General features: G+C 74.4%; 11 protein-coding genes. 6 read left to right on the forward strand and 5 right to left on the reverse strand.

Annotation, left to right across the window (positions count from 1 at the left end; all coding sequences use genetic code 11):
• Positions 1 to 456 precede the first annotated feature (456 nt).
• The 4 genes from H297_RS0121175 to H297_RS0121190 form a co-directional block, all read right to left on the reverse strand.
• The gene (locus tag H297_RS0121175) at positions 457 to 1,173 is read right to left on the reverse strand and encodes an LmeA family phospholipid-binding protein (protein ID WP_027738690.1); all 717 of its coding nucleotides are present in this window, start codon (positions 1,171 to 1,173) and stop codon (positions 457 to 459) included.
• A gap of 115 nt (positions 1,174 to 1,288) precedes the next feature.
• A complete protein-coding gene (locus tag H297_RS40405) occupies positions 1,289 to 3,112 on the reverse strand; it encodes a hypothetical protein (RefSeq protein ID WP_051352051.1) in 1,824 nt (607 codons plus the stop codon).
• Entirely contained in the window at positions 3,109 to 3,375 is a 267-nt protein-coding gene (locus tag H297_RS0121185) for a MoaD/ThiS family protein (protein ID WP_027738691.1), read from the reverse strand. The genes H297_RS40405 and H297_RS0121185 overlap by 4 nt, the downstream gene beginning before the upstream one ends.
• A 12-nt stretch (positions 3,376 to 3,387) precedes the next feature.
• Entirely contained in the window at positions 3,388 to 4,506 is a 1,119-nt protein-coding gene (locus H297_RS0121190; RefSeq protein ID WP_027738692.1) for an alpha/beta fold hydrolase, read from the reverse strand.
• Between the two features lie 340 nt (positions 4,507 to 4,846).
• Between H297_RS0121190 and H297_RS0121195 the strand changes: the two genes are divergently transcribed.
• The 6 genes from H297_RS0121195 (at position 4,847) to mshD (ending at position 11,644) form a co-directional block, all read left to right on the forward strand.
• Positions 4,847 to 5,617, forward strand: coding sequence for a response regulator transcription factor (locus H297_RS0121195; RefSeq protein ID WP_027738693.1), 771 nt, complete (start codon positions 4,847 to 4,849; stop codon positions 5,615 to 5,617).
• Positions 5,618 to 5,763: 146 nt separating this feature from the next.
• Positions 5,764 to 6,813: a LacI family DNA-binding transcriptional regulator gene (locus H297_RS0121200; protein WP_027738694.1), complete on the forward strand. Its 1,050-nt coding sequence runs from the start codon at positions 5,764 to 5,766 to the stop codon at positions 6,811 to 6,813.
• Between the two features lie 83 nt (positions 6,814 to 6,896).
• Complete coding sequence (locus H297_RS37630) at positions 6,897 to 8,255, forward strand: trypsin-like peptidase domain-containing protein (RefSeq protein WP_078514403.1); 1,359 nt, start codon at positions 6,897 to 6,899, stop codon at positions 8,253 to 8,255.
• A 182-nt stretch (positions 8,256 to 8,437) separates the two neighbouring features.
• Positions 8,438 to 9,235 (forward strand): response regulator transcription factor, encoded by a 798-nt coding sequence (locus H297_RS0121210; protein WP_078514421.1) that lies wholly within the window; start codon positions 8,438 to 8,440, stop codon positions 9,233 to 9,235.
• Between the two features lie 80 nt (positions 9,236 to 9,315).
• Positions 9,316 to 10,734, forward strand: coding sequence for a sensor histidine kinase (locus H297_RS0121215; protein WP_037795003.1), 1,419 nt, complete (start codon positions 9,316 to 9,318; stop codon positions 10,732 to 10,734).
• Between the two features lie 10 nt (positions 10,735 to 10,744).
• Positions 10,745 to 11,644 (forward strand): mycothiol synthase, encoded by a 900-nt coding sequence (gene mshD, locus H297_RS0121220; protein WP_027738697.1) that lies wholly within the window; start codon positions 10,745 to 10,747, stop codon positions 11,642 to 11,644.
• Positions 11,645 to 12,015: 371 nt separating this feature from the next.
• On the opposite strand, the gene H297_RS44445 is transcribed toward mshD, so the two are convergent.
• Positions 12,016 to 12,171 (reverse strand): hypothetical protein, encoded by a 156-nt coding sequence (locus H297_RS44445; RefSeq protein ID WP_486589600.1) that lies wholly within the window; start codon positions 12,169 to 12,171, stop codon positions 12,016 to 12,018.
• Between the last annotated feature and the right edge of the window lie 209 nt (positions 12,172 to 12,380).

Consider the following 12,380-nt stretch of genomic DNA (forward strand, 5'->3'; position numbering starts at 1 on the left):
GGTACGCGTGCGTGGTGCGGCATACCGGACGGTGGGCTGCTCGGGGGGCGTGCGGGGGCACGGAGTGCGCGGGGCGCCGGGAGCGCCGGGGGCGCTGCACGCGCGGCGTCAGCGGGAGCCGCGACAGAGCATGGCGGCGATGCGGCACAGGTCCACTGCCCGGCGCTTCGTGAGGTCCGCCTGTCGCTTCATGTGCCCGATCGTAAGGACGACGGCGGGGCCGTGTCACCGCCGATCCGCGATCTGAGACGGCTTTGACCAGGATGTGGGATGGATCGGTACGCCCAGGTGGCGCCCATCGCGGCAGGAAGCCGGGCCGAACCTCTGCGCGGGTCCGCCGTCTCGCATGCCGGGACCACGATTCTCGTCCGGCTGTCCGGCTGTCCGGTGGGGCCCGGAGCGGGCGTCGGCGGGAAGGGGGGGCGGGGGGGATGGGGAACGGGAAAAGGGAGAGGGTCAGCCGGCCAGGTGGACGCCGGTGCCCTCCATGGCGACGTCGACGCCGTCCTTGTCCGCCTCGACCTTCTCCAGCTTCAGCCCCTCGGGCAGCTTGTCGATCGTGCGGTCGAAGTCGATCTTCTTGCGGATGGCGTCCTCGACGCCGGGGATCTTGGACCCGGGCACCTTGTCCGCGTGCAGCCGCACCGTGTCGCTGCCGGACACGCTGACCGTGCTGTAGACGCTGCGCTCGATGGCCTTGCCCACCAGCGGGATGGTCACGCTCGCGGTGACCTTGACCTGGTCCTTGCCCGCGGTGTTCTTACCGCCGTAGCCGACCCGCACCCCGTCGTCCGCCGCGTTCGACAGGTCCGCGTAGGACAGGTGGACGGTCCCGGTGGCGTGCTCGGCGACGGCGGAGTTGTAGTCGTCCCCCACCTTCACGTCACCGGCCGCCAGGTCGATCCTGCTCAGCCGCACTTCCCGGCCGCCCGCCTTCGCGGTGACGCCCTTCAGGGAGGCGGTCACCTTGTCCAGCTTCTTGCCGGCGACCTGCGTCAGGAAGGGGAAGCCCTCGATGGAGACGTCCGGATCCTCCGAGGAGGCGGAGCCCAGCTCGCTCTTGAGCTTCTTGGCCACCTCGTCCTCGGCGAGGTTGACGGCGATCCGGTCGGCCGCCACGAAGAGCCCGGCGAGAACCACCAGGATCACAAGCCCTATGCGTAGTGCGCGCATTGTGTCCGTATCCCCCATGAGTCGGCTGGCTAGCGCGAGCGTAACTTGCCGCGGGCCTTCCGGGCGGAGGCCGCCATCGGGCCGGGGCGCCCGTCGAGGTGCCCCGGCCGCGGGCTCACAGCAGGGTGCGGCCCAGTACGTACAGCGCGGGGGTGGCCAGGGTGAGCGGCAGCGCGACGCCCGCCGTCATGTGGACGAACCGGGACGGCCAGTCGTAGCTCGCCACCCGCAGGCCCACCAGCGCGCACACCCCGGCAGCCAGCCCGAGCAGCGCCGCCGTGACCAGGTCCACGCCGTTCAGCCTGGCGGTCGCCGCGCCGACGCCCGCCGCGGCGGCCGACGCGAGGAGGAGGGAGAGCGCGGCGGGCAGCGGGAGGGCCCGCACCAGTGCGGCGCCCGCGACGGCGGCCGCGCCCACCGTGACCGCCTCCGGCGCGGTGGGGATCACTCCCGCGGCCAGCACCGTCAGGCCGGTCGCGGCGAAGCCCATGGTGACCGCGTACAGGCGTTCGTCCGGACTGGAGTTGTTGCGCAACTGCAGCACGAGGGAGAGGACGCACCACACCCCGGCGGCCCCGAGGAGCACCGTCGGCGCGTCCGCCCGGCCGCCGGACCCGTCCGTCAGCAGCAGGCCGGCGTCGGCCGTCAGCCCGGCCACGAACGCCAGCGCGATGCCCTGCCGTGCGGGCCACATGCCGTTGAGGCGGTACCAGCCCGCCGCGGTCACCGCCTGGAGCAGCACCACGGCCCCCGACAGCGCCCAGTGCCCCAGCGGCGCGGTCACCGCCAACAGCGCCGCCAGCAGCGTGGTGGCCCCCGCCGAGGGCAGGCCCGGCGCGATGATCGGCGATCCGGTACGGGGGCGCACGCCGCTGCGGGAACCGGAGGCCGAGGCACCCGCGCCCGGTGCGTGCGGTCCCCCGGCGGTGCCCTCCCCGGCCTGTGCTCCGCCCGGGTGCCCGGCGGGATGCGGCAACGCGGCGCCGTGCGGCTCACCCTGCGGGAGCGGCTGCGGTTGCCGCTGCGCGTGAGGCGGCGGGGCGGCGGAGGGCTGCGCGGCCGGGAACTGTGCGGCGGGCGCGGGCTGTGCGTACGGCTGAGCCTGTGCGGGCTGCTGATGCGGCCGGCCCGGCCACGGCTGCGGGGACGGCATCGGCTGCGACGGCCCGCCGTGCGGTTGCTGCTCCGCGCTGGAGGGCCCGGGCGCGGGATACGGCTGCGACGGCGCCTGCCCGCCGTACGGACCGGGGCCCGCGTACGGGTCCGTCCACGGCTGCGGCTGTCCGCCGTGAGGGCCCGGCTCGGCGGGTGGCTGCGGCTGTCCGCCGTACGGTCCGTGCGGCATCGGCTGTCCGTGGGGCTCGGGCATCGGCTGTCCGTAGGGGGTGGGCATCGGCTGTCCCGGCTCGGGCAGCGGCTGGGCGTGCGGCTCGGGCTCCGGCAGGGGCCAAGAGGCCGTGCGGTGCTCCGGCGGGAGGGCGCCGGGGGTGCCGGGCGGCGTGGGCCGGGCGGCGCGGGGGGACCCGTCCGGGTACGGGTCGGGAAGCGGGCGGTGCGCCGCGTCGTCCGCCGCCTGCGGGGCGGGGTGCGTGTACGGGAGGGGACCGGCGGGGGCGTCGGCCGCGGGGTGCGCCTGCCGGTGGGTGCCGGAGCCGGGCGCCTCCGGCGGGAGAGGACCGTCGTCGGTGATGCGGGGCAGCTCGAAGGTGGCGTCCGCACCGCGGGGCGCCGGACCGGGCGGTGCCGTCCCGTCCGGGAGGGGGTCGGTGATCCGGGTCACCTCGTAGGTCGGCTCGAACGACTGGCCCGCCCACGTCCGGTACGCCGCGTACTCCTCGTCCGAGGGCTGCGGCTGCGGCTGCGACGGCGGCAGGGGCCGCCCCGCGGACTCGGCGCGGGACGCGTAGGGATCCCCGTGGGGGGTGCGGTCCTCGGTCATCGGGCGCCGCCCGCGAACGGGGGGAGCACCTCGACCGTGCCGCCCTCGCGCAGGCCGACCGCGTCGTGGGCGCGGGTGCCCACCGGGTCGCCGTCGACCAGGAAGGAGCAGCGCAGCAGGACCCGCGCGAACTCGGGCTGCTCCGCGTGCGCTTCGCGGGCCCGCCGGAGCGCGTCGGCGAGCGTGCCGGCGTCGTACGGCTCCTCAGCCGTTCCTGCCGCGGCCTTCGCCGCCGCCCAGTAGCGGATCGTGCCGCTGGCCATGGTGGGTCCCTCTCAGCCGTCCGTGCCCTCGCTGCCGGGTGCTCCGGCCGCCCTGTCGCGGCTCCCATGATGCGGCCTCGCGGCGGTGGCGTGTATCCGGGTGGCCGTCCAGTCGCCGATGCGGTGCAGCAGTGCGGGCTCGGCGGAGTTCTCGGCGTGTCCGAAGCCGGCTTCCAGCCACAGTTCGCATGCCGCGGGGCCGGCGGCCTCGGCGAGGGAGAGCGGGTGGTCGAGGGGGAAGTACGGGTCCTGCTCGCCGTGGACCACCAGGAGGGGCACCGGCGCGATCAGCGGTGCCGCGGCGACGGGGGAGAGCGGTACGCGGTCCCAGTCGCGGTGGTGGACGCGGGTGCGGAGCCCGTAGCGGGAGACGAGGCGGCCGAGCGGGTGCTGGATCGCCCAGTGGAGCCGCCGCATGGGGGCGGTGCCGCGGTAGTACCAGCGGGCGGGCGCGCTGACGGCGACCACGGCGTCGGTGTGGGCGTCGGCGCCCGCGTCCCCGCCTCCGTCATGCGCGCGCGGCCCGTCGTCCGTGCGGGCCGTGTCGTGGGCGCGGGTCCGGTCCTGCGTGCGCGCGACCGTGCGCCCCCTGTGCATCACGGGATCGGGGGTTGACGGTGTGTAACCGGAAGGGGCGCCGGGCCGGTAGAGCGCGGCGTGCCGCAGGACGACCGAGCCGCCCATCGAGAAGCCGACCGTCGCCACCCGGCGGTGCCCGCACGCGCGGGCCCACGCCACGGCCGCCGCCAGGTCCAGGACCTCGCGGTCGCCGACCGTCGAACGGCCGCCGGAGCGGCCGTGCCCGCGGAAGGAGAAGGCGACCACGGCCGCGTGCCGGGCGAACGCGGCAGCGGCGCGGCGCAGGGCGGGCCGGTCGAGGGAACCGCTGAAGCCGTGCGCGAGCACGATCACGCCGGGGTCGCCCGCGCCGCCGGGTCCGTCGCCGTGCTCCGGGGCGCCGAGAGCCGCCTGTCCTGCCGCGGGGCGGCGCCCTTGCCAGGGCAGGTACGCGGCCTCGACGCGGACGCCGTCCGCGGTCCGCAGCTCCGTACGTGTGGGGCCCACCTGAACACACTCCGTGATGTTTTGCCGGGGAGGGCGAGAGATGTCACATGCCGCTCCGTCCTTCATGCGGGTATTCTGCTGGGCAAGCAGGACTCGGGCAGCGTCGCCCCCGGGTCCTTTTGTGCTTTCTGGGGGCCGGGCCGTGGACAGGCCGCGGCCCAGCCCTCGGGCAGTGCCGTACGAAGCAGTGCCGCCACATTCCCCCGGGCACAGCAGCCCGGGTGGCGTCCGCCACGCCGGGCGCCAGGAGGGAACTCGACGTCATGGGCAAGCGAACCGTGCAGAACCGGGACCGGAACCGAGGCCGTTCGAAAGCACACCATCCGCGCTGGAACCCACCACACCTCTTCTCTCCCCCGCTGACCTCCCCCCACCGGGCCGGCTCGCCGGAGGAGGGCGTTCACGCATGAGCTCGCTGCTGCTGCTCACCAACGCTCTCCAGCCGTCCTCCGAGGTGCTGCCCGCGCTGGGGCTGCTCCTGCACAACGTGCGGGTCGCGCCCGCCGAGGGACCCGCGCTGGTGGACGCGCCGTCCGCCGACGCGATCCTCGTCGACGGCCGCCGTGACCTGCCGCAGGTGCGGTCCCTGTGCCAGCTGCTGCGCTCCACCGGGCCCGGCTGTCCGCTGCTGCTGATCGTGACGGAGGGCGGGCTGGCCGCCGTCACGGCCGAGTGGGGTGTCGACGACGTGCTGCTGGACACGGCAGGGCCCGCCGAGGTGGAGGCCCGGCTGCGGCTGGCCACCGGCCGGCAGCAGCTCACCGCCGACGACAAGCCCACGGAGATCCGCAACGGTGACCTGTCGGTGGACGAGGCCACCTACAGCGCCAAGCTGAAGGGCCGGGTCCTGGACCTGACCTTCAAGGAGTTCGAGCTGCTGAAGTTCCTCGCCCAGCACCCGGGGCGGGTCTTCACCCGCGCCCAGCTGCTGCAGGAGGTGTGGGGCTACGACTACTTCGGTGGCACCCGCACCGTCGACGTCCACGTGCGGCGGCTGCGGGCCAAGCTGGGCCCCGAGCACGAGTCGCTCATCGGGACGGTCCGCAACGTGGGCTACCGGTTCGTCTCCCCGGAGAAGACCGCGGAGAAGGCGGACAAGCCGGCCGGGTCGGTCGCGGACGAGGCGGAGCGCGTCGCACGCGAGGCCGCCTCCTCCTCCCGCCACCACGAGGGCTGAGCCCCGGCGCACCGGGCCCGACCCGGACCGCTCCAGGACTCGTCCGAGGGCCTTCCCCCGGCCGCCTCACCCGGCCACCGGAGCCGGGTGAGGCGGCCGGGGAAAGGGCCGTCGCGACGGAGGTGGACCCGCGTAGACTCTGCCGGGTGGCCAAGGTGACGCGGGACGACGTGGCAAGAGTGGCGGGAACCTCGACGGCCGTCGTCAGCTATGTGATCAACAACGGTCCCCGGCCGGTCGCCCCGGCCACCAGGGAGCGGGTGCTCGCCGCGATCAAGGAGCTCGGGTACCGCCCCGACCGGGTGGCGCAGGCGATGGCCTCGCGCCGTACGGATCTCATAGGGCTGGTCGTCCCGGACGCCCGCCAGCCGTTCTTCGCGGAGATGTCCCACGCCGTCGAGCGGGCCGCCGCCGAGCGCGGAAAGATGGTGCTGGTCGGCAACTCGGACTACCTGGACGAGCGCGAGGTCCACTACCTGCGGGCCTTCCTGGGCATGCGGGTCTCCGGCCTCATCCTCATCAGCGCGGGGCCCAGCGAGCACGCGGCGGCGGAGATAGACGCCTGGGACGCCCGCGTCGTGCTGATGCACCGGAGGCCCGAGGCCATCGACGACGTCGCCGTCGTCCTCGACGACGTGGGCGGCGCCCAACTGGCCACCCGCCACCTGCTGGAGCACGGCCACGAGTACGTCGCCTGCCTCGGCGGCGTCGAGGAGACCCCGGAGCACGGCGATCCGGTCACCGACCACATCGTCGGCTGGGAGCGCGCCATGCGGGAGGCGGGCAGGTCCGTGCGGGGCCGCCTCTTCCAGTCGCCGTACAACCGCTACGACACCTACCGGCGCGCGCTCGACCTGCTGCGCGGTCCGGACCGCCCCACCGCGCTGTTCTGCGCCACCGACGACCAGGCCATCGGCGTACTGCGCGCGGCGCGCGAGCTGGACATCGACGTCCCCGGCGAACTGGCCGTCGTCGGGTTCGACGACGTGAAGGAGGCGGGCCTGACCGACCCGCCGCTGACCACGGTCGGTTCGGACCGGACGGCGATGGCGACGGCCGCCGTGGACCTGGTGCTGGACGACTCGGTACGCATTCCGGGCACCCGCACCGCGGGCGTCCCCGGCGGCAAGGGGCGGGTGCGCCAGTTCCCGTCCGGCCTGGTGATCCGCCGCTCCTGCGGGTGCCGGCCGGCCTGACCGGCCGGGCCGCGGCGCAACACTTGGGGGTTTCTCAGCGCCTCCTCAGCCTGCTCTCATGTTGCGGAGCCACGCTCGGTGACATGGAGAACTTCGACAGGCGAGCGCAGCAGCGCACGGACCCCTCGCAGACCGCCGGGCAGCCGGTCACCGACCCGCGGCACCCGGACCCGTGGGACGGGAACGGCGGATTCGAAGGGAACGGCGAGTACGGCGGGAACGGCGGATACGGCGTGAACCGTGCCGACGGCGGGAACAGCGCCAACGGCGTGAGCGGCGGAGATACAGCCACGTTCGGCGCCGTACCCGCGCAGGGCCCCACGTACCCGGGCGGCTCCGTCCACCCGACCGGTTCCGGGTACCCGGCCGATTCCGCCTCCACGGGCGGTTCCGCCTACCCGGCCGGTGCCGTGCCCCCGCCGCCCGGTGCGCCGCCCGCCGCGCCGCCGTACGCGGCTTTCTCCGCAGAGCCGGGTCCGGCACCGGAGGACGGGGCCGTGGTCGGAGACGGGAAGCCGCGGCGGCGGATGCGGCGGCCGGCCGCGCTGCTGACGGCGGTCGCCGTGGGGGCCGCCGTGATCGGTGGCGGCACCGCCTTCGGGATGGAGGAGCTGCTGGGCGGCGCCGGCGGCACGAGCGCGTCGGCACCCACCGCCGACGGCGACACCGCGGCGGCCGAGGGGACGGTCTCCGACGTGGTGAAGAGCGTCAAGGACAGCGTGGTCGAGATCAAGGCGGACTCCGGCTCGGGCCAGTCCACCGGGTCCGGCGTGATCATCACCAAGGGCGGCGAGATCGTCACCAACAACCACGTCGTCTCCGGTGCCGACACGGTGAAGGTCTCCCTCAGCGACGGCAGCACGGCGCGGGCCGACGTCGTGGGTACCGACGCCGACAAGGACCTGGCGCTGATCAAGGTGGAGGGGCAGGACGACCTCCACCCGGCCTCGCTCGGCGACTCCGGCGCGGTCGGTGTCGGCGACCAGGTCGTCGCGATCGGCTCGCCCCAGGGCCTGTCGAACACGGTGACCAGCGGCATCGTCTCCGCCAAGGAGCGCAAGGTGAAGGTCCCCAAGGGGGACGGCGGCCAGGGGACCGACCCCGGTCAGGGGCAAGGACAGGGGCAGGGCCAGGGCGGCGGGCTCGGCGACGAGTGGCCGTTCGAGTACGACGGCGGCCAGTACAACGGCGGGGTGCAGGGCGACACGACCACCTACAAGGCCCTCCAGACCGACGCCTCCCTCAACCCGGGCAACTCGGGGGGACCGCTGTTCAACATGGCCGGACAGGTCGTCGGCATAAACTCGGCGATCCTCTCCTCGGGTTCCGGGCAGGGCCAGACCTCCCAGTCGGACGCGGGCAGCGTCGGGCTCGGCTTCGCCATCCCCGTCGACGACGTGAAGCACGACCTGGGCACCCTGCGGGACGGCGGCGGCGCGTGAGGCTTCCCTTCGCGGGGCGCACGCCGTCCGCGCCGCCGCCCGCCACCGCGGATCCCCCGCGGGGCCGGGGCGAGCGCCTGCGGCGGGACCGGGACGGTCGCGCGCTGGCCCGCGGGGGCGGCGACCCCGCGCCGGCACGCGGTGGCGCACCGGGCGGTGCGGACGGTGCCAAGCTGGGAGGCATGCCCTCCGAGCCTTCCTCCACCGCGGCCTCCACCGCGGCACCGTCCTCCCCCGAGCCTGCCGCCTCCCCCTCCGCACCGCCGCCCGAGGAGCCGACGATCCTCGTCGTCGACGACGAGCCGGCCGTGCGGGACGCGCTGCGGCGCAGCCTCAGCTTCGAGGGGTACGGGACGGTGCTGGCCGCCGACGGCGCCGAAGCGCTGGAGAAGACCGACGAGTGCGCACCCGACCTCGTCGTGCTCGACATCCTGATGCCCCGCATGGACGGGCTGACGGCGGCCCGCCGGCTGCGCGGCGCGGGGCACCGCGTACCGATCCTCATGCTGACCGCCCGTGACACCGTCGGCGACCGCGTCACCGGGCTGGACGCGGGGGCCGACGACTACCTGGTCAAACCGTTCGAGCTGGACGAACTCCTGGCCCGCGTCCGCGCCCTGCTGCGGCGCAGCTCCTACGCGCGCCGGCAGGCGCAGGCGGAGGCGGCCGAGGAACCCGACACGCTCTCCTTCGCGGACCTGCGCATGGACCTGCTCACCCGCGAGGTGACCCGGGGCGGGCGGCCGGTCGAGCTGACCCGCACCGAGTACACGCTGCTGGAGATGTTCCTCGCCCACCCGCGCCAGGTCCTCACCCGTGAGCAGATCCTCAAGGCCGTCTGGGGCTTCGACTTCGAACCGTCCTCCAACTCGCTCGACGTGTACGTGATGTACCTGCGGCGCAAGACCGAGGCGGGCGGCGAGCCCCGCCTGGTGCACACGGTGCGCGGGGTGGGGTACGTGCTGCGGGACGACGCGTGACCCTGGACGGCCCGGCCCGCACGACGACTGCCCGCACCCTGTGGTACCGGCTGCGGCGCCAGGGCGCGCGGGCCGTCTCCATGCCGCTGCGCGGCCGCCTCGCGCTGCTGGCCGCGGCCACCGTCGCCCTGGCCGTCGCGGCCTGCGCGACCGCCTGCTGGTTCCTCGTCCGGGCCCAACTGCTCAGCTCCCTCGACGACTCGCTGCGCGACAACTCCGTCGCGCCCAGCGCCGTCGTCGACCGGGTCCGCTCCGGCCAGTGCACCCCGCCCGACCAGCCGGCCCCCAACCCGTTCGGGGCCACCGTGCAGGTCGTGGACACCTCCGGCGGCAGCTGCGTCATCGTCGGCCGCAAACTGGATGTGACCACCGCCGACATCCACGTCGCCGAGCGCCACCGCGGCCACTCCCTGCACACCGCGCGCGCCGCCAACGGCGCCGAGTACCGGGTACGCACCACACAGGTGCCCGGCACCGGCCTGGCCGTCTCGCTCGCCCGGCCCATGACGGAGATCGACGAGTCGCTGCGCCAGCTCGCGCTCATCCTCACCCTCGTCGGCGGCGCCGGTGTGCTGGGTGCGGCCGGCGCCGGTGTGGCGCTCGCCCGCGCCGGGCTGCGGCCCGTCGACCGGCTCACCGAAGCCGTCGAACACATCGCCCGCACCGAGGATCTGGCCGTCCGCATCCCCGCCGAGGGCGACGACGAGATCGCCCGGCTCTCCCGCTCCTTCAACGCCATGACCGAGGCGCTGGCCAGCTCCCGCGAACTCCAGCAGCAGCTCATCGCCGACGCCGGACACGAGCTGCGCACCCCCCTCACCTCGCTGCGCACCAACATCGACCTGCTCGTCCGCAGCGAGGAGACCGGCCGGGCGCTGCCCGAGAAGGACCGCAGGGAACTGCTGTCCTCCGTCCAGGCGCAGATGGCCGAGCTCGGCGACCTCATCGGCGACCTCCAGGAGCTCTCCCGCCCCCACGGGGGCCCCGGCGTCTCCGCGGGCACCTTCGAGGACGGTCAGCCCGTCGACGCGGCACGGGGCGGCGTCGTCGGCCTGCACGAGATCGTCGAGCACGCCGTCGAGCGGGTACGGCCGCGCGGCCCGCGGCTGACCCTCACCAGCGAGCTGACCCCCTGGTACGTGCTGGGTGAGTCCGCCGCGCTGGAGCGGTCCGTCGTCAACCTGCTGGACAACGCCGTCAAGTTCAGCCCCGAGGGCGGCACCGTGCACACCGCGCTGCGCGACGGTGTGCTGACCGTGCGGGACGAGGGGCCCGGCGTGCCCGCCGAGGAACTCCCGCACGTCTTCGACCGCTTCTGGCGCTCCCGCTCCGCCCGGAGCCTGCCCGGCTCGGGACTGGGCCTGTCCATCGTGGCGCGGACCGTGCGGCAGTGCGGCGGCCAGGTGTGGCTGCGCCGCCCCCTGGACGGCGGCGCCGGGACCGAAGCGGTGCTTCAACTGCCGGGCGCCCCCACGCCGCCCCCGGCCGGACAGCCGTAAGGTCGGGACCATGAGCGACCTGGATGTTGTGGACGAGGTACCCGCGGGCGTCGTACCCGAGGTCCGCGCACTGATCGACGAAGCGGCCCGGCAGGACGGGCAGCCCGCCGTCTCCGAACAGGGCCGCCTCCACCTGCGCGGCGGCCCCCGCGAAGGGGTGCGCCACCTGCTGCTGCGTGACGGTGACGGCGCCCTGGCCGGATACGCGCAACTGGAGGACACCGACCCAGTGGAGGCGCCCGCGGCCGAGCTCGTCGTCGCCCCCTCGCGCCGCGGCAACGGCCACGGCAGGCGGCTCGGACACGCCCTCCTGGAGCTGTCCGGGCGGCGGCTGCGGGTGTGGGCACACGGCGGGCACCCGGCGGCGCGGCACCTGGCGCAGAGCCTCGGGCTCAGCCTCTTCCGCGAGCTGCGGCAGATGCGGAGGCCGTTGGCCGGGTGGGAGCAGCCGGCCCCGGAGGTGCCCGCCGGGGTGACCGTCCGGACCTTCCGGCCCGGTGAGGACGATGCGGCGTGGCTGGCGTTGAACGCCGCGGCCTTTGCCCACCATCCCGAGCAGGGTGGGCTCACCCAGCGGGATCTGGACGACCGCAAGGCGGAGGAGTGGTTCGATCCCGCGGGCTTCTTCCTCGCCGAGCGGGAGGGGAGGCTCGTCGGGTTCCACTGGACCAAGGTCCATGCGGGGGAGGGGCTCGGTGAGGTGTACGTGTTGGGGGTTGCGCCCAGGGAGCAGGGGGGTGGCCTGGGGAAGGTCCTCACCGCGGTGGGGTTGCGGTACCTCGCCCTTGAGAGGGGGTTGCCGACCGCCATGCTGTACGTCGACGCCGATAACGGCGCCGCCGTGAGGGTTTACGAGAAACTGGGTTTCAGTACCCATGAGACCGACCTGATGTACCGCACCGAGATGTGACCCCTCTCCCATGGCTGGGGCCTCAGCCCCTGTGACCTCTCATTTGTCGGGGGCTCCGCCCCCGAACCCCCTTGTCCTCGCCGGACGGGCGTTGGGGCGGCTCCTCCCCCAGACTCCGTCCGGGGGGACCCCCACCCCAACTGCCCCCCGCTACGGGGGCTTCTCCCCCAGACTTCGTCCGGGGGGACCCCCACCCCTAGGAGCCCCCTTCCGCAAGAGCCACAGCTCGTTTACTTCGTGGAAACGCCCTGGTGGAAGGGCACCTTGGTGCGTCCGGCGGCTTTCGCGCGGCTATCGGGGCGCGTCCTTCAGGATTGGTCGCCAGGGGGCGGTGCTCCGCGTCGGGGGCGCGGGGCACCAGGGGGCGGGACTCAGTCTTTGTAGTAAGGGGTGACCGGGACCGTGTTGTCGTCATTGACCATGCAGGCGTAGTCCGCGATCCCGCCCTGTGACTGGAGTTCGTCGCCGTGGCGCTGGCAGTCCTCGATGGTGGTGCCGGGGAAGACGATGTCCTCGCCCTGGTGCACCGCTGGTGCGGCCTGGACCGCTCCGGCGGCGATCCCGGAGAAGGCGAGAAGGCCCAGCCCGCACGCTTGCGCGAGGGCCGCTGTCCCGTACCGGATGCACGCAGATCCAGCACCTAGTTGTATTGACCACAAGCGTTGTCAACAGGGCCAGGTGATCCTGTCCCCTTCGGGCAGCGCGGTCTCACCGGAGCCAATGCCCGTCCTCGCAG

It is taken from the genome of Streptomyces sp. CNT360 (assembly GCF_000424785.1).